This window comes from Ruegeria sp. HKCCD7628 (assembly GCF_057221005.1).
Genome location: NZ_JBWVBA010000018.1, coordinates 1 through 17,703 on the forward strand (window position 1 = coordinate 1; position 17,703 = coordinate 17,703).

Consider the following 17,703-nt stretch of genomic DNA (forward strand, 5'->3'; position numbering starts at 1 on the left):
CAATCGTGCCGATGTTGACGTGCGGTTTTGTACGCTCAAACTTTTCCTTTGCCATTCCTCAGGCGCCCTTTTGCGATTTGGGGGACCCTTGGTCCCGTGGTTACATCTGCGCGCGCGAGATATTTGGTTCGCAGGGGAAAATCAAGCACATCCTGAGGGAAAAGCCGTTTACGACGCTGGATTTTGCGTGAGCTCGCCGGAATCCAGCGGCTGGATCAGATCGGGGCGACTTTTGAACCAACCGTTCTGTTGATGTTCTTCGGCCAGCCATTCCTCGACTCGGTCCGCAACCTTCAAGGCCAGACCGCTCATCTGCTCTTCTTTGGTACGCTCATGGCCCGAGCCCTTGAGCGCGCTGCCGCCAGTGGTGTCTTCCAGAACCTGAAATTGTTTGCCCTTGGCCAGGAATTCTTTCTTGTTCACATCATAGACATTCACCAGCACAATCGCGGTGCTGCGTGGGTTGTAGATCACCGGAATGCCCGGAGGCGCCAGCATATATCCCTCTAGGCTGATGCCGATATCATAATCCTGCGCGCCTTCGTATCGGCCAAGGCGGATATCCACCGCATTCTGGATCGCGGCCGTCCACTCGTCCGGCGTAGCGTCGCGTGAGACCGGTCCCTGAACCGCCTTTTCGGCAAAGGCATAGTTTACGCGCAGTTTGAATTCGCCGAGCGACTCGGGCTCTTCGTACACTTGCGTCTGCGTACACGCGCCCAGCAGGGCCAGTCCGGTGATCAAGGTCAATATGCGCAACATGTCTCTCGTCTCGATAGGCCTGTTTTCTTTGATTTAGCGCACCGATACGGACTGTGCCAAGCCGTATCGGCGGAATTCCCCGCAAGCGGTCGCAAAATCACGAGAATTTATAGTCCCTCGGGAAGCCGTAAGGCGGCTTTTTCCCGACGCTGGCGCGTTTGGCCAGCCATTGAGACATATCCGCCTCGTGCCGGGTCTTGTCGCCACCCATGGACCATTTCAGGCCCTCCTCCCAGTTGAAAGTGGTGATGTCGGACAGACCGCCATCCAGCTCCAGCGTGCCCTGACGCCCGCGCGCCATGTTGTATTTCTGCAAACGCACACCCTTGCCGCGGGTCATCTCGGGCAATTCTTCGGTCGGGAAGACCAGGAACTTGCCGTTCTGAGACACCACTGCTACGTGGTCGCCCGCGACCGGTTTGCAGATCACCGCCGTTTCATCACCTTTGACGTTCAGCACCTGCTTGCCGTTGCGGGTCTGCGCCAGCACGTCATCCTCGGGCACCATGAACCCGTTGCCCGCATCCGACGCCACCAACAGCTTGCGCCCCGGCTTGTGGATCAGGATGTCGATGATCTGCGCCTCGTTCGGCAGATCGACCATCAGGCGCAGCGGCTCGCCCATGCCCCGCCCGCCGGGCAGGTTGGCGGCGCTGACCGTATAGAACCGGCCATTTGAGGCAAAGACCAGCAGGCGGTCGGTGGTCTCCGCGTGGAAGATGAAACGCGGGCCGTCACCGTCCTTGAACTTCAGCTCGCGCTTGAGGTCGATATGGCCGGTCATGGCGCGAATCCAGCCCATCTGCGAACAGACGACCGTGATCGGCTCCTTGTCGATCATCGCCTCAAGCGGCACTTCCTCGACCTGACCAGCCTCAGCGAACTGGGTACGGCGTGCGCCGCCTTCGTAATCTTTACCAAAGGTCTTCTTGGTCTCTTTCAACTGCTCGGCGATCTTGGCCCATTGCAGTGCGGGATCAGCCAGCAGGTCTTCGAGATTGGCGCGCTCTTCCATCAACGCGTCACGCTCGCGGACCAGCTCCATCTCTTCCAGACGGCGCAGGCTGCGCAAGCGCATGTTGAGGATGGCGTCGACCTGAACCTCGGACAGTTCGCCCTCGCCTGGTTTGGGCGAGACATAGTCGGATTCGTCCGTCGCACGAACGTGGTCGATGCCCCAATCTTCGCGCATCAAAGCAGCTTTGGGATCATCGTCATAACGGATGATGTCAATCACACGGTCGAGGTTCAGGAAGGCAACGATAAAGCCCTCCAACACTTCTAACCGGTGGTCGATCTTAGCCATGCGGTGACGCGAACGCCGCAACAACACCTCTTGCCGGTGGTCAAGGAAGGCGCGCAGCACTTCCTTCATCGAGCAGACCTTGGGCGTCACCCCGTCGATCAGCACGTTCATATTCAGGCTGAAACGCACCTCAAGGTCCGAGTTGCGGTAGAGCATCCCCATCAGCACCTCGGGGTCCACGTTTTTAGAACGCGGCTCAAGGATCAGACGAATGTCATCCGCGGATTCATCGCGGACATCGCCGAGGATGGGGATTTTCTTGGTCTGGATCAGCTCCGCGATCTTTTCGATCAGCTTGGATTTCTGAACCTGATATGGGATCTCGGTGACAACGATCTGCCACTGGCCACGCCCCAGATCCTCGACCTCATACTTACAGCGCAGGCGGAACGATCCACGCCCGGTGCGATAAGCCTGCGCGATATTCTCAGGGGGCTCGACAATCACGCCACCAGTCGGAAAGTCCGGGCCGGGGACATAGTTCAGCAGCGTGTCATCCCGCGCGTCTGGCGTCTTGATCAGATGCAGACAGGCGTCACAAAGCTCCGAGATATTATGCGGCGGAATATTTGTCGCCATGCCCACCGCGATACCACTGGCCCCGTTTGCCAGCAGGTTCGGGAACTGTGCGGGCAGAACGACCGGTTCAGTCAGCGTCCCGTCATAGTTGTCACGGAAATCAACAGCGTCTTCGTTCAGACCTTCCAGCAGCGCTTCGGCCACGATGGTCATCCGCGCCTCGGTGTATCGCGAGGCCGCCGGATTGTCGCCGTCAATGTTGCCGAAATTCCCCTGCCCGTCGACCAGCGGGTATCGGACGTTAAAGTCCTGCGCTAGACGCGCCATCGCGTCGTAAATCGCGGCATCACCGTGGGGGTGATAGTTACCCATCACGTCGCCCGAGATCTTGGCGGACTTACGGAATCCCCCTGTCGCGCTGAGTCGCAGCTCGCGCATTGCATAGAGGATTCGCCGGTGAACCGGCTTCAGACCATCGCGCGCATCGGGCAGCGCCCGGTGCATGATGGTGGACAAAGCATAGGTCAGATAGCGTTCGCCAATCGCGCGGCGCAGCGGTTCGGCTACCTCGCCCCCACCTTCGGGGGCCTCCATGTTGGGGTCGTCGATTGTGTCGTTCATATATGATGTGATACGACGCAAGCGCGCCGCGGTAAAGCAACCGGCAAGCATTTTGCTGGGGACAAGTGGCGCTTTTTGCAACAGGGGGAGGCAACCGACGGATTTCCCCCGATCTTTCGACTCGAGACCTCAGATATGGTAAGCTCTCGGTCATTAGACTGCTGCCTATTTCACCTTTTACGATTACCCGGGGGAAGCGCTATGACGCGCCTTATCGTTGTTAGTTTCGCTGCACTTGGCTGGTGTTTTTACGTCATGAGCGGTGGGCCAGACTTTGAACCGCGCGGCCTGCGTGCCGAACAGCCTGTGCGTGTCGCCACCCAATCCAAGCCAGTGCAGATCGCACCTGCGCCTGCCCAAAATCTTGTGACCAATGTCGCCAGCCGCACCCCGGCCGTCCGGGCCAAACCGATTGAGCCTCAACCGGCCGTTGTTGAATTTGTGACTGAAACCGCAAGCGTTGAAGCGCTCAGGGAAATTTCGGTTTTTGATGATCAAACTTCCAATTTTACGCTCGCATCGCTTGAAGATGGAGTGAGCGGCCTGCAGCAGATCGAACCAGAAGCGCCTGAACAGATCGCGGAACCGATTGCCCCCACTGAGCCCGAGAAGGACATTCGCGAGATTTCTGGAACACGGGTCAATCTCCGCGACGGTCCCGGCACGATCTATCCAATCATCGCAAAGGTCGGCATTGGCCAGAAAGTCGAAATCCTGAGCGACTCGGGCACAGGTTGGCTTCGCCTGCGCGTGTTGCCGCAGCAACAGGTCGGATGGATATCGGCATCTCTGGTCGAAAAACCCGTAAACTGACGCAGTGCAACGATTGTCCCACCCGGTATCACGCCCTAGCTAGGGGTAAGGCTTGGTATCGGGGACACTATGCAGAAATCGATTCTAATAACCGGCTGTTCGTCCGGAATCGGGCTGGACGCAGCGCATGGCATGCGCGCTCGCGGTTGGCGCGTCTTTGCATCGTGCCGACAGCAGCGGGACTGTGACAGGCTACGCGCGCAAGGCTTTGAAAGCCCCCGCATCGACTATACCGACACCGACAGCATCGCCGCTGGTCTGGCCGAGGTGCTTGAGGCCACCGGAGGCACGTTGGACGCACTGTTCAATAACGGCGCACACGGTCTACCCGGCGCAGTCGAAGATCTGCCCACCGACGGGTTGCGCGCGATCTTCGAGGCTAATTTCTTTGGCTGGCACGAACTGACCCGTCAGGTCATCCCAGTGATGCGAGCGCAAGGCCACGGGCGAATCGTGCAGAACTCCTCGGTTCTGGGACTGGTCGCCTTCCCCTGGCGCGGAGCTTATGTGGCCACAAAATATGCGATCGAGGGCCTGACCGACACATTGCGGTTGGAACTGGCGGATACCGACATCAAGGTCAGCCTGATCGAACCCGGCCCGATCACCTCGAAAATCCGCGAGAACTCGATCCCTTTCTTCGAACGTTTCATCGACTGGCAGAACTCAGCCCTGCGCGAGCGGTATCAGGCGACACTGTTGAAAAGGCTATACGAAACCTCAGGCACAGATCGGTTTGAACTGCCCGCATCCGCCGTGACCGACAAGCTGGCCCATGCGGTCGAGGCAAAACGACCGCGCCCCCGCTACTACGTTACGACTCCAACTTACATCGCAGGCTACCTGCGCCGCATTCTGCCAACACGTACGATTGACCGTATCCTCTCGGACGTCTGAGGCGAAATTACCCGTTCGCTTTTCTCCGCCATGGGTCTAGATGGTAAGCTAATGCAAAAAACGCGGACGGTGTACCCATGGACCTATTGATGGTCGTATTATTGCTGGCGATGGCGGCGGTGGTCGTCGTGCTGGTGATCGGCATTTCAAACTTCGGCAAGGCAGGGAAAAGTGCCGCGCTGAAGAGCAACAAGATGATGCAGCTGCGCATCCTGTTTCAATTCATTGCCGTGGTGCTGATCGTGCTCTACGTCTGGCTTCGCGGACAGGGAGGTCAGTAAATGGTTGTACTTAACAAAATCTACACACGCACCGGCGATGACGGCAAAACAGCCTTGGGCAATGGGGAACGCGTTGCCAAGTATTCGGGTCGAGTTGCAGCGTATGGCACGGTGGATGAACTGAATTCATTTGTCGGCGTTGCCCGAACCGAAGCTGATGGTGAGGTCGAAGCCGCGCTGTCGCGCATCCAGAATGACCTGTTCGATCTGGGTGCCGATTTCTGCCGCCCCGACATGGATATGGATGCCGAGGCTGAATACACGCCGCTGCGCATCGTACCCTCTCAGATCGACAGGCTTGAGGCTGAGATCGACGCCATGAACGAAGCGCTAGCGCCGCTGCGCAGCTTCATCCTACCCGGTGGGTCACGCCTGGCGGCCCATCTACATGTGTGCCGCACCGTCTCGCGCAGGGCCGAGCGTCTGGCGGTTGAGCTGACCAATATGGAACCTGTCAACGAAGTGGCGGTAAAATACCTCAATCGCCTAAGCGACTGGTTTTTCGTGGCCGCCCGCTGCGCGAACGAAAACGGCTCGGCGGATGTGCTGTGGGTTCCGGGCGCGAACCGCTGAAGCGTTGGCTTGAGCGCGCCGTAGCGTCAAAAAATATGAAACGCGACGTCCCAAGCCCACGAGATGACGATTTTGCCCTGTTGTCGTGTGGCTTGAGACGTTATTCAGACGTCCGAGAGCATTGGTGGAGTCGCGTCGCGGCTCACCGTTATTTGTGAGGAGCAAGCGCAAAATGAAGGTACTCGTGCCTGTCAAACGCGTGATTGACTATAACGTGAAAGTTCGCGTCAAAGCGGACGGCAGCGGTGTTGATCTCGCCAATGTCAAAATGTCGATGAACCCGTTCGACGAGATCGCCGTCGAAGAGGCGATCCGTCTGAAAGAAGCAGGCAAGGCGGATGAAGTCGTCGCTGTTTCCATCGGCGTCAAGCAGGCGCAGGAAACCCTGCGCACCGCTCTGGCCATGGGTGCCGACCGCGCAATTCTGGTTGTTGCGGCTGATGACGTGCACACCGATATCGAACCGCTGGCCGTTGCCAAGATCCTGGCCAAAGTGGTCGAGGAAGAGCAGCCGGGTCTGGTTCTGGCGGGCAAGCAGGCGATCGACAACGACATGAACGCCACCGGTCAGATGTTGTCGGCCCTGTTGGGCTGGAGCCAAGGCACCTTCGCCTCTGAGGTGGATATCGAAGGCGACAGCGCCAAGATCACCCGCGAGGTTGACGGCGGTCTGCAGACCATCAGCGTCAAGATGCCGACCATCGTGACCGTTGACCTGCGCCTGAACGAGCCGCGCTATGCTTCGCTGCCCAACATCATGAAGGCGAAGAAAAAGCCGCTGGACGAGAAAACTGCTGCCGATTACGGCGTCGACGTCACTCCTCGTCTGGAAATCGTCAAAACCGAAGAGCCGCCGGCACGTGCCGCTGGTATCGTCGTGGGCTCGGTTGACGAGCTGGTTGCGAAACTCAAAGAAGCGGGGGCTGTGTAATGGCTGTTCTTCTTCTCGCCGAAGTCAATAATGGTGAACTGGCGCTGGACGCCACCGCCAAAGCCGTCAACGCCGCGAAGGCGCTGGGTGACGTGACCGTTCTGGCCGCAGGTGGTTCTGCCGCTGCTGCCGGTGAGGCTGCAGCAAAGATCGACGGTGTCTCCAAGGTTCTGGTTGCCGAAGACGCATCACTGGGTCACCGCTTGGCGGAATCGACCGCAGCCCTGATCGTGGGCCTGGCCGATGGCTATGAGCACATCGTCGCACCGGCCACCACCGACGCCAAGAACGTGATGCCCCGCGTCGCAGCCCTGCTGGACGCGATGGTGATCTCGGATGCATCCGGCGTGGTTGACGGTTCGACCTTCGAGCGTCCGATTTATGCAGGCAACGCGATCCAGACCGTGAAATCGAACGACGCCAAGAAAGTCGTCACCTTCCGTACCGCGTCCTTCGATGCTGCAGGCGAAGGCGGCTCGGCCGCGGTCGAGACGATCTCGGTTGGTGACAACCCAGGTCTGTCTTCGTGGGTCGAGGACAAGGTTGCCGAAAGCGATCGTCCGGAACTGACCTCGGCTGGCGTTGTTGTCTCGGGCGGCCGAGGCGTCGGCTCGGAAGAGGACTTCAAACTGATCGAAACCCTGGCAGACAAGCTGGGCGCCGCCGTTGGCGCGTCGCGCGCCGCCGTTGACTCGGGCTACGCTCCGAACGACTGGCAGGTGGGTCAGACCGGTAAGGTTGTTGCCCCTGATCTGTATGTTGCCGTCGGCATCTCGGGCGCGATCCAGCACCTTGCTGGTATGAAGGACTCGAAGGTCATCGTTGCGATCAACAAAGACGAAGAAGCACCGATTTTCCAGGTTGCTGACTTCGGTCTGGTTGCCGACCTGTTCCAAGCCGTACCGGAACTGACCGAAAAACTCGGCTGATCTTAAGCCGAGGCTTTTCGACGAAAAATCTGACAGGCCCGCCAAAATGGCGGGCCTTTTTCTTAGCGCAGATCCCGAATTGGACCCGCCAGCGCCTCGGCTATGGTCCTGTGCGCAGCAGGCCCAATCATGTACTCAGCCATCGGCTGCTGCAAAGTTCCGAATAGCATGTCTTCAAGCTCGTCCGATTGCCCAGAAACGCTGACAGTCTCACGCACGATTGCCGCGCAAAAAGGTCTAACCGCGTCCAGCAATCCAAGAGACAATGGCACGTCTGCTTCATCGGCAGGGTCCCCGCCATCCGATTGACCAACAACCTGCAAACAGAGAAGAATCACTGGCACGTCCAGTTTTTCCAGCAGGGCCCGCATCTGCTTTAACCAATTGCGCCGTAGCTCATCTGCGACGGCTTCGAAACGTGCGTCCTGATGGTCGCGTAACAGCGCCATCAGGTGATGCACGAAATTCACGTCGGCAAAATCGACATCGGGGTATAGTGAGATCAGATCATCCGTGGCGGCCAGAAATCGATCGTTCCGCCTTGGATGGACACGATAGAAGCGATTCGATTGTCCAAGTAGGTCCGGCGCTTGCAACACGCACAGTTCAGCCTTGTCCATCAACGACTGAAGACCGGAATCGCGACACAACGCGTCGACACCGCAGAACAGGCTGCCAAGGTTTAAACACCGCCTGTCAAGCTTGTCTTCCAAAACGGACGCGAACGGAGTTTCGACGAAACGGCCAAACGTCTCTGTCCCACCGATGCAAGCCATATATGGCGTATCCAGTGATCGCTCGGGACCACGAAACCAAAGCCGCGAACCCGAATACCGGCAGACGGCATCCTCGGGAACCCCCGAGCCTGTTTAGTAATAGCTCATTACACTCACCCATTTTTCACCCGGGAGACACTTTGCAGCCGCATATCTTGAGAAATTACTAATGTGCGCATTTGAAGCAAATTCGATGGGTCTCATCCTCTTGCCGCCCGCCCCCATCTGCCGATACTGTCGCCGTAACCCGTGGGACAGAGGCACCTGAATATGGATGTAAAATCAGTCGGAGTGATTGGCGCAGGTCAGATGGGCAACGGTATCGCCCATGTGTTGGCCTTGGCGGATTATGATGTTGTTCTGAACGATGTCAGCCAGGATGCGTTAAACGCTGCGATGGCCATTATTGAAGGCAATTTGGCCCGCCAGGCATCACGCGGAAAGATAACGGATGAGGCGGTACAGAACGCCTTGAAACGCATCACAACCACGCTGGAATTGCCGCAACTGGGCAAGACCGATCTGGTGATCGAGGCGGCCACCGAACGCGAAGCGATTAAGCAGGCGATTTTTGAGGATCTGCAACCTCATCTTCTGCCGCATACGATTCTGACATCGAATACGTCGTCTATATCGATCACGCGTCTGGCCAGCCGTACGGACCGCCCCGAAAGGTTCATGGGTTTTCATTTCATGAACCCGGTTCCCGTTATGCAACTGGTCGAACTGATTCGCGGCATCGCCACAGATGAAGAAACGTTCAGCGCGTGTAAGGCCGTCGTCGACAAGCTGGGGAAAACTGCAGCCAGCGCCGAGGACTTTCCGGCCTTTATCGTGAACCGTATTCTCATGCCAATGATCAACGAGGCGGTTTACACGCTGTACGAAGGGGTCGGGAATGTGCAGTCGATCGACCAGTCGATGAAACTAGGGGCAAACCATCCTATGGGGCCCTTGGAACTGGCCGACTTTATTGGGCTGGACACGTGTTTGGCCATCATGAACGTGCTGCATGATGGTTTGGCGGACACCAAGTATCGCCCTTGCCCATTGCTCACGAAATATGTTGAGGCAGGGTGGCTTGGTCGCAAATCCCAGCGCGGGTTTTATGACTATCGAGGTGAGTTCCCCGTTCCGACCCGGTGAAGGGGGCCAGCCCCCTCGCCCGGACGTTGTCCGGGCTCACCCCCGAGATATTTTTAGCCCGATGAAGCAGCGGATCAGGTTCCGCGTGTCTCGCCCAAGGACAAAGTGTGCTTTCGGAGCCACGCCATGAAACCGCGTGGATCGCGTTCCAGAAGTTGCATGTCATCTTCCGATATAGGTTCACCAATGACTGGGGATTGAGGCTTGTTACAAGACCGGACGATCTCGTGCAGCAAAAGGCCCTGGCGCATAATGGCTGATAATTTGTTCGCGATCTGATAGGCGCGAGAGTTGCGGCCCGGGAAGAAAATCGGCACCACCTGCGCGCCGGATCTCCGGATCATCTTGGCAGTGAAAACGTTCCACTCGCGTTCAATCGCAGGGCCGAACCAATCATCCGAGGACATAACGACACCTGACGGGAACAGAGCTACAACGCCTCCGTTTTTAAGGTGATCCATCGCCTTACCACGCATTTCCAGCATTTTGGCCTGCGCTTCCGGGTCATGCGGGAAAGGCACTGGAATCATAAACGACGTCGCGGCCTCATCTAGGCCAGTCAGGACCGAGCGTGTCAGAATGCGATAGTCGTTGCGCACCTGACCGATAAGCTCGGCCAGAATCATGCCATCGACCATACCGTGAGGGTGATTTGCCACGACGACCACAGGTCCGGTTTTGGGGATACGGGCAATCTGTTCCTGCGGTGTGGTCAGATTGATTCCCATCACCTCAAGCGCGCCGCCCCAGAAACGCTGGCCCCGGTAGTATTCGTTCTTCTTCTCAAACTTGTTGACCATACGCAAAATGGTCAGCTTACCGGTGCACCATTCGATGGCGCGAATGGCTGTCGCGGTCCAGGCGTCGTCAAACGAGTTCGCATAGGTCAGGGTTCTACGGTCGTAGATTTCGCCCTGGTCCTCGGTCCCATCGACAACCGGGCCTGTCTTGGTCTCGTGCGTAGTTTCCGCCAATTCCTGGTCTTCCCGTTCTTGATATCGCGGCTGATGCGCTCAGAACCCCTCCCCGAACTTGTCGTTCACGAGGGTTTCCAACGCGTCGGCCAACGCCTCAGCATCCGGTCCGGACGTCTCGACGTCAATAGTCGTTCCGCGCGACGCTGCCAACATCAAAAGACCCATAATACTGTCGCCTGACGCTGAAAGCCCGTCTTTTGACACTTCGGCCTGTGCATCGAACCCCTCGACCACTTCAACCAACTTAGCCGAGGCGCGCGCGTGCAGGCCCTTTTCATTAACTATTTTCAAGCTTCGGGTGGTCATTCTTAGTCGGTCCGCTCTTGGTCAAAGGTCACGTTTTGCGCATTGATATACTTGCGCCCAGCTTCCATCGCCTGCCGCACCGCGTCGCCAATTGGCAAGTGGCGGGATTTAGCCAGTTTGATCAACATAGGCAGATTTGCACCGTAAAGGATACGTCGGTCATGAGGTGCACAGGCGCGCAAGCTGAGATTCGACGGGCTGCCGCCGAAAAGATCTGTCACGACAACGACGCCATCGCCAACATCAACGCTGTCGGCGGCAGCACAGATTTCTGCCTGCTTGGCCTCGCGGTCATGGTCCGCTTCGATCGAAATCGCCGCAAGGCCAGGTTGCTTTCCCACGACATGCTGCATGGCCGCAAGATATTCCTGCGCCAACCCACCATGTGCTACGAGTACGATCCCGATCAATCCGGCCTCACATTCAACGATCGACGTTCCATTTCGCGATGCCTAATTGCCACCTGCTGCCCCCCTTCCGCAAGAGCCTTTGCAACCGCTTCCGCTGTGGCGACCGATCTGTGCTGACCGCCCGTACACCCGAATGCAACGGACAGATGCGCTTTTCCTTCGGCACGATAGGCCGGAAGCAGGATTAAAAGCAGATCGACCACGCGTTCAAAAAACGGCGCATAATTTCCGTCTGATTGAACGTAGCGCGCCACGTCCGGGTTTCGACCGTCTTCGCCCCGCAGGTCTGGCTGCCAGTATGGGTTAGCGAGGAAACGGCAATCAAATACCATGTCCAGACCACGGGGTAACCCGCGTTTATACGAAAACGACTCGACCGATACAGCTAGATGTCGGCCTCCCTGTGGCGCGAACCAACGTTCGACCTCTTGCCGCAGCTGGTGCACGTTGAGCGGGCTGGTATCAATTAGCGTGTCAGCAATCTCTCGGATCGGCGCCAGCAACTCTTTTTCCTGCATCACCCCGGTTTCAGGGCTGGCATTCGCCGCGACTGGATGGCGCCGTCGCGTTTCAGAGAACCGACGTAGCAAGACCTCATCGCTACAATCGAGATACAAGGTGGCCAGGTCGACATCAGCCATACGGCGCAGTTTCGCGGCTAGTTCGATAAAACCAATTGTCGAGAAATCCCGATTTCTTGCATCCAGCCCCAAAGCCATGGGCCGCTCGCGCGCCGGTCCTTCCAGCAAGCGAAGCAATAGGCCCATCGGTAAATTGTCTATGGCTTCAAAACCCAAATCTTCGAGCACCCGAATAGCGGTGGATCTCCCCGCACCAGAAGGTCCGGTCACCAGAACTATCCGTTGTTGTGTCATGCGTTCGGCCATTCTGGACCCACTCGCCCCATTTTCAAAAGCTGCATAAGAGCTGCTGACAAATTGGGGGCAGCCGCTGCCCGTAGCAAGGGAACAGTTTGCCTCAGGGCGAGAACAGTTGCGTGTTCGGGCAGGCGCGCGTGCTCGGGCGTATCTAGATCAACAACATAACGAAGTGGGACGGGCCCGACCGGAACAGCTTGCAGAAGGCCAATACCACGGGCCTCGATTATGCCGCTAATATTGGGGGCGGTATCCGCTAATACAGCTCCGCTCTTCATGCGTAGACTGACGCGGTCGTCTGCAACCAACCCGGCGCCCGCCGCCATCATCTGCAACCCAAGCGCGGATTTCCCTGAACCGGACGCGCCAATGATCAAGATACCGCGCCCGTCGACCGCAACGCAGGTGGCGTGAACAACTGCAGAATCCAGATTTTCAACGGCCGACAGCGTGGTGTCCGGCATGACCTATACGGGCAACCCGACGACGAACCGGGCGCCCAGCGGATCCGAGGTGATGTCCGCTTCGGTCGGTCGAATGTTTTCGGCCCAGATAACGCCGCCATGTGCTTCGACAATCTGCTTGGAAATCGCCAAACCAAGGCCCGAGTTGTTCCCGAAATGCTCGGCCGGGCGTTGGGAATAGAAGCGCTTGAACACCTTCGTCAGTGCCTGTTCCGGGATGCCGGGACCGGTGTCTTCAACCACAATCAAGACCCGGTTTTCGCGCTGGCGGACCCAGACACGTATCGCATCGCTGTCCTCGCAGAAAGAAATCGCATTGGTGATTAAGTTGACAAAGACCTGTGCAAGGCGTGCTTCGAGACCGTGGATCACGATCGGTTGACTCGGCATATCCGTGATGTAATCGATGCCCTTTTCGCGCGCGTCCTCGCCCAAATACTGGCCGATGTTGCCCAGTAGCTTGAGCAAATCGAACGGCTGCTCTTCTTCCTTGACCAGTTCGGCATCAAGACGCGATGCATTTGAGATATCGCTGACCAGACGATCCAACCGCCGCACATCGTGCTCGATCACACCCAGCAGTTTGTCCCTCTGGTCTTCGCGTTTGACCATACGCAGGGTGCCAACTGCGGATTGCAGGCTGGCCAAAGGATTCTTGATCTCGTGTGACACATCGGCGGCGAACTGTTCATTTGCGTCAATGCGGTTGTAAAGCGCCGTGACCATGCCTCGCAATGCCCGGCTAAGACGCCCTATTTCATCCGGCCGCGCACTGAGGTCAGGGATACGGATACGGCCAGGGTTCATACCTGTGCCACGGTCTCTGCCCGTCTCTGCAGCAGAGGCCAAATCCGCCAATGGGTTTGCAATGGTCGAGGCCAAAACAAGGCTTAACCCGATGGAGACAAGCAAGGCGACCACGAACATCTGTAGAATACGCTCTTGCTCACGTCGCGCCAGAGCGTCAATTTCGCCTGCGGGGCCCGTTATCGCAACAGCCCCGACTGGTACTCCGTCCTGCAAGATCGGCGTAGCCGCAACAACAACCGTCTCGCGTTGTTCGTCCTTTACCGCCTGAACCTGTGTTGCGCCATCAAGCGCTGAGGGGACAATAGCCTGAACCCGCTGCGCCAAAGTGGGTGCCGTGCTGGGATCGTAATTCGTGAAAACGCGGGTCAGACCGTTCCACACCGCATTCAATGCGTCGCTGATCAGCGTGCTGCCTGTCTGAACCTCGGCATCAGTTCGCAGCAGCACGGCCATTGTGGATGATGAAGCCTCACCGCGCGTCCAACCGATAAGAGTGCCGGACATGTCATACACAAAAACTTCGCCACCCGGCGGCAGGCTCAGACCGGCCAAAGTGTCTTCAACGTCCAATTGACTGGCATCTTGCGACGGTTGATCGCCGGTTTGACGCAACCGTGTTTCAAAGACGTTGCTGACCAGTTGCGCGTTTCCGACGATATTTCGCGCAGTCTGCTGAACTTGTTCCTCACGAGAATCGTCCAAGTACAACAGTCCGGTTACCAGAATAACCAAGGCCACCAAGTTGATAGTAACGATTTTGCGCGCCAGCGGGGACTCACGCAAGGCGAACAGATTTCGGCGACGCCGCGATGCGCGCAGCTCGCCTGATTCTCCGTCCTGTGGAATGACCCAATCATCCCCCAGAACGACATCGCCATCCTTGAATTCGCTGGCTTGTTCCGTATCGCGCACGAGACCCAACTACCCTTTCAGATTGGCGTTCTTATTCTTCGTTGTACCGGTAACCAATGCCATAGAGCGTTTCGATGGCCGAAAACTCTGAATCAGCGGCGCGCATTTTCTTGCGCAGACGCTTGATGTGGCTGTCAATGGTCCGATCGTCCACATAGACCTGATCGTCATAGGCCACGTCCATCAGTTGATCGCGGCTTTTGACAAAGCCTGGTCGCTGTGCCAACGCCTGCAGCAACAGGAACTCGGTCACTGTCAGGGACACGTCTTCTCCCTTCCAGCTGACCGCATGGCGCAGAGGATCCATCCGCAGTTCTCCGCGTTCCATAACCTTAGCGTCGCCAGTATTGGCGACAGTCGCGTCACCTGAAGTGGCTTCCTGTCGGCGCAGCAATGCCCGGATACGCTCGACCAGCAAACGCTGCGAGAAAGGCTTTTTCACATAATCATCCGCGCCCATGCGAAGGCCAAGAACCTCGTCAATCTCGTCATCTTTCGAGGTCAGGAAAATCACCGGCATCTGGGTCTTCTGCCGCAGGCGCTGCAACAGATCCATGCCGTCCATACGCGGCATCTTGATATCCAGCACAGCCATGTCAGGCAGTTTCTTGTTGAAGGCGTCTAGCGCGGCCTGCCCGTCATTATATGTTTCAACCTCAAAACCTTCGGCTTCGAGAGTCATGGATACGGACGTCAGAATGTTTCTGTCGTCATCCACCAATGCAATCTTTGACATCGGGTTAACCCCTATTCCTGCTCACTCATGCAATTTATCGCTTATTAGTATGGCATTTCTGGCGTTTTTAAGGCCGCGAATCAATCCGTAACTGCGAATCGTGCGATTGTTGTCACATAGATGCAGCAAAAAAGCCGTTAATGTTGCCGGAAAGGCGCTTTGATTTCCGACAGGAAATTTGTGATGGCGCTAAACTTGGGCTTGGTTGCGCTAACTGCGTCAAACCCTCCTGTTCATGTCCCGAATGACCGTGGTAAGACGCGGCCATCCGCCGGTTTTTCCCGGCTAATTGCCCAATGGCGCATCCGGCCCAACCGCCAACGCGCCGCCACACGGAGAAGACACACATGACATCTGGACGGGTTAACCCGCAATTCCGCCTCGAGGATCAGGGCATCGAGGGTCTGGGAAATGTCTATTACAACTTCATGGAACCGGCGCTGATCGAAGAGGCGCTGAAGCGCGGCGAAGGCACTCTGGGCAATGGCGGAGCCTTTTTGGTTACCACCGGCAAGTTCACCGGCCGCTCGCCCAAGGACAAACACGTCGTGCGCACTGACAGCGTTGCAGACCATATTTGGTGGGAAAACAACGCCGAGATGAGCCCCGAGGGCTTTGACGCGCTGTATCAGGACATGCTGGCCCACATGAAAGGCCGCGACTACTTCGTGCAGGATCTGGTTGGCGGAGCCGACCCGGCCTATTCGATCAACGTGCGCATGGTTACCGAACTAGCTTGGCACAATCTGTTCATCCGTCACCTGCTGCGACGCCCGGATCGTGAAGATCTGAACGAGTTCATCGCCGATTTCACCGTCATCAACTGCCCCAGCTTCAAGGCCGACCCGGCTAAGCACGGCTGCCGGTCTGAGACGGTGATCGCGATGAACTTCGACCGCAAGATGATCCTGATCGGCGGCACCGAGTATGCAGGCGAGAACAAGAAATCTGTCTTTACTCTGCTGAACTACATGCTGCCGGAAAAAGGCGTGATGCCGATGCACTGCTCGGCCAACCATGCGGTTGGTAACCCGGTCGACACCGCCGTCTTCTTTGGCCTGTCCGGCACTGGCAAGACAACCCTGTCCGCTGACCCGGCCCGCACTTTGATCGGCGATGATGAGCATGGCTGGTCCGATCGCGGCACCTTTAACTTCGAAGGTGGCTGTTATGCCAAGACGATCAACCTGAACGCCGAGGCCGAGCCGGAAATCTACGCGACCACCACCAAATTTGGCACTGTGATCGAAAACATGGTGTTCGATCCCGAAACCAAGGAACTGGATTTCGAGGACGACTCCCTGACCGCGAACATGCGCTGCGCCTATCCGTTGGAGTATATCTCGAACGCGTCCAGCAGCGCACTGGGTGGCCACCCTAAGAACATCATCATGCTGACCTGTGATGCGTTCGGCGTGCTGCCTCCGATCGCGCGGCTTACCCCGGCGCAGGCGATGTATCACTTCCTGTCGGGCTTCACCTCCAAGGTTGCCGGGACCGAGCGCGGCATTACCGAACCTCAGCCCACTTTCTCGACCTGCTTTGGCGCGCCGTTCATGCCGCGTCGCCCGGAAGAGTACGGCAACCTGTTGCGCGACAAGATCGCCCAGCACGGCGCGACCTGCTGGCTGGTCAACACCGGTTGGACCGGTGGCGCCTATGGTGTGGGCAGCCGGATGCCGATCCGCGCGACCCGTGCACTGCTGACAGCTGCGCTGGACGGATCGCTGCGGGATGCCGAGTTCCGCAAAGATGCCAATTTCGGCTTTGACGTACCGGTTTCGGTGCCCGGCGTGGCCGAAGTCCTTTTGGACCCGCGCCGCACCTGGGATGATCAGGCGGCCTTCGACAAGCAGGCTGAAAAACTGGTGCAGATGTTCGCCGAGAACTTTGAACAGTACCTTCCGTTCATCGACGAAGACATCAAAGCCGTAGCAATCGGTTAATCGAAAAAAGGGGGCGAAATCGCCCCCTTTTCTTTAAAGAGTCTCACTACATCGTGATCGCGCATAAGTTGTATATTGCAAAATGTGAATGCAATTGCGTTGCTCGAAGTGTCGATCTGAGGTATCTCGGCATGTCAGAAATATGACAAAACCCGACGCTCTCGCGTCGGGTGAGAAGTGAAAAGACCTATGGGATGCTCAAGCGCACACTCACAAACGCGATTTAAGCAGCCTAATCAGATAGCTAGTGTATTCTAAAGGGGATGAGTGTCAATATGAGATTTGCCGGGTAACTCGTAAAACGGCATACCTCAGTTCGTCACCGTAAAGGGGCGGAAGACACAGAATAAGGCAGGTAACGATATGACAGAAATCTCGAAACTCACCGAACTGCGTAAATTGATGCAAAGCATGGAGCGGACGCTAGGTCTGGAACAACTCTCTCCGGTTGAGCGCGATATCTATTACGCAGCTGAGGAATTGTCGAAAAACGATCAGGAAGTTCGCACCTTTGGATTGATTGAACATACACTGGTTCAAAGCGTATCGCGCCCGACATTTTTCCGTGCACTCAAGTCCCTGGTGCAAAAGGGATACCTTTCGCAAAGCGGCAGCGCAAACCGGGGGCGGTACGTCGTTCATGCTCCCAGGTGACGCGCCAAACAGCTACGACAATGGCTGATTGTCGTGCGCAAATGGGCTTCTGAAAC

Annotated in this window: 18 protein-coding genes and 1 pseudogene; 9 read left to right on the forward strand and 10 right to left on the reverse strand. The window is 57.2% G+C overall.

Annotation, left to right across the window (positions count from 1 at the left end; translation table 11 throughout):
- Positions 1-168: 168 nt before the first annotated feature.
- The gene (locus AC2TAD_RS21085; protein WP_170356706.1) at positions 169-762 is read right to left on the reverse strand and encodes a hypothetical protein; all 594 of its coding nucleotides are present in this window, start codon (positions 760-762) and stop codon (positions 169-171) included.
- Positions 763-859: 97 nt separating this feature from the next.
- Positions 860-3,208, reverse strand: coding sequence for a DNA topoisomerase IV subunit A (parC, locus tag AC2TAD_RS21090; RefSeq protein ID WP_170756049.1), 2,349 nt, complete (start codon positions 3,206-3,208; stop codon positions 860-862).
- A 201-nt stretch (positions 3,209-3,409) separates the two neighbouring features.
- Here parC and AC2TAD_RS21095 point away from each other — a divergent pair, with 201 nt between their 5' ends.
- The 6 genes from AC2TAD_RS21095 to AC2TAD_RS21120 all read left to right on the forward strand — a co-directional run bounded on the left by AC2TAD_RS21095 (position 3,410) and on the right by AC2TAD_RS21120 (position 7,632).
- Positions 3,410-4,021 carry an SH3 domain-containing protein gene (locus tag AC2TAD_RS21095; RefSeq protein WP_234899568.1) on the forward strand — a complete coding sequence of 204 codons (612 nt, stop codon included), beginning with the start codon at positions 3,410-3,412 and terminating at the stop codon, positions 4,019-4,021.
- A 69-nt stretch (positions 4,022-4,090) separates the two neighbouring features.
- Positions 4,091-4,918 carry an SDR family oxidoreductase gene (locus AC2TAD_RS21100; protein ID WP_480870312.1) on the forward strand — a complete coding sequence of 276 codons (828 nt, stop codon included), beginning with the start codon at positions 4,091-4,093 and terminating at the stop codon, positions 4,916-4,918.
- 77 nt (positions 4,919-4,995) lie between these two features.
- On the forward strand, positions 4,996-5,199 hold the full coding sequence (locus AC2TAD_RS21105) for a twin transmembrane helix small protein (protein WP_170356709.1): 204 nt from the start codon (positions 4,996-4,998) through the stop codon (positions 5,197-5,199).
- The gene (locus AC2TAD_RS21110) at positions 5,200-5,772 is read left to right on the forward strand and encodes a cob(I)yrinic acid a,c-diamide adenosyltransferase (RefSeq protein WP_480870315.1); all 573 of its coding nucleotides are present in this window, start codon (positions 5,200-5,202) and stop codon (positions 5,770-5,772) included.
- A gap of 172 nt (positions 5,773-5,944) precedes the next feature.
- Complete coding sequence (locus AC2TAD_RS21115; protein WP_170356711.1) at positions 5,945-6,703, forward strand: electron transfer flavoprotein subunit beta/FixA family protein; 759 nt, start codon at positions 5,945-5,947, stop codon at positions 6,701-6,703.
- A complete protein-coding gene (locus AC2TAD_RS21120; RefSeq protein ID WP_170756053.1) occupies positions 6,703-7,632 on the forward strand; it encodes an electron transfer flavoprotein subunit alpha/FixB family protein in 930 nt (309 codons plus the stop codon). Before AC2TAD_RS21115 ends, AC2TAD_RS21120 begins: the two co-directional genes overlap by 1 nt.
- Before the next feature lie 62 nt (positions 7,633-7,694).
- On the opposite strand, the pseudogene AC2TAD_RS21125 reads toward AC2TAD_RS21120, so the two are convergent.
- Positions 7,695-8,426: pseudogene (locus AC2TAD_RS21125) on the reverse strand (DUF6473 family protein); the annotation flags it as partial.
- 252 nt (positions 8,427-8,678) lie between these two features.
- Here AC2TAD_RS21125 and AC2TAD_RS21130 point away from each other — a divergent pair.
- Positions 8,679-9,554: a 3-hydroxybutyryl-CoA dehydrogenase gene (locus AC2TAD_RS21130; RefSeq protein WP_170356713.1), complete on the forward strand. Its 876-nt coding sequence runs from the start codon at positions 8,679-8,681 to the stop codon at positions 9,552-9,554.
- Between the two features lie 74 nt (positions 9,555-9,628).
- Here the strand turns inward: AC2TAD_RS21130 and AC2TAD_RS21135 are convergent, their stop codons facing one another.
- The 7 genes from AC2TAD_RS21135 to AC2TAD_RS21165 are packed head-to-tail and all read right to left on the reverse strand — an operon-like array spanning position 9,629 to position 15,047.
- Positions 9,629-10,528 carry a lysophospholipid acyltransferase family protein gene (locus tag AC2TAD_RS21135; protein ID WP_170756054.1) on the reverse strand — a complete coding sequence of 300 codons (900 nt, stop codon included), beginning with the start codon at positions 10,526-10,528 and terminating at the stop codon, positions 9,629-9,631.
- Between the two features lie 39 nt (positions 10,529-10,567).
- Positions 10,568-10,837, reverse strand: a complete 270-nt coding sequence (locus AC2TAD_RS21140) for an HPr family phosphocarrier protein (protein ID WP_170356715.1) — start codon at positions 10,835-10,837, stop codon at positions 10,568-10,570.
- 2 nt (positions 10,838-10,839) lie between these two features.
- Positions 10,840-11,247 (reverse strand): PTS sugar transporter subunit IIA, encoded by a 408-nt coding sequence (locus AC2TAD_RS21145; protein WP_170356716.1) that lies wholly within the window; start codon positions 11,245-11,247, stop codon positions 10,840-10,842.
- Entirely contained in the window at positions 11,244-12,122 is an 879-nt protein-coding gene (gene rapZ / locus AC2TAD_RS21150) for an RNase adapter RapZ (RefSeq protein WP_234899570.1), read from the reverse strand. The genes AC2TAD_RS21145 and rapZ overlap by 4 nt, the downstream gene beginning before the upstream one ends.
- Positions 12,119-12,589, reverse strand: coding sequence for an HPr kinase/phosphorylase (locus AC2TAD_RS21155; RefSeq protein WP_480870321.1), 471 nt, complete (start codon positions 12,587-12,589; stop codon positions 12,119-12,121). The genes rapZ and AC2TAD_RS21155 overlap by 4 nt, the downstream gene beginning before the upstream one ends.
- A gap of 3 nt (positions 12,590-12,592) precedes the next feature.
- Positions 12,593-14,311, reverse strand: a complete 1,719-nt coding sequence (locus tag AC2TAD_RS21160; RefSeq protein ID WP_170356718.1) for an ATP-binding protein — start codon at positions 14,309-14,311, stop codon at positions 12,593-12,595.
- A gap of 31 nt (positions 14,312-14,342) precedes the next feature.
- A complete protein-coding gene (locus AC2TAD_RS21165) occupies positions 14,343-15,047 on the reverse strand; it encodes a response regulator transcription factor (protein ID WP_170356719.1) in 705 nt (234 codons plus the stop codon).
- Positions 15,048-15,394: 347 nt separating this feature from the next.
- On the opposite strand from AC2TAD_RS21165, the gene AC2TAD_RS21170 reads away from it, so the two are divergent.
- A complete protein-coding gene (locus AC2TAD_RS21170) occupies positions 15,395-16,993 on the forward strand; it encodes a phosphoenolpyruvate carboxykinase (RefSeq protein WP_480870325.1) in 1,599 nt (532 codons plus the stop codon).
- Positions 16,994-17,356: 363 nt separating this feature from the next.
- Entirely contained in the window at positions 17,357-17,647 is a 291-nt protein-coding gene (locus AC2TAD_RS21175) for a hypothetical protein (RefSeq protein WP_170356721.1), read from the forward strand.
- The last annotated feature ends 56 nt before the right edge of the window (positions 17,648-17,703 follow it).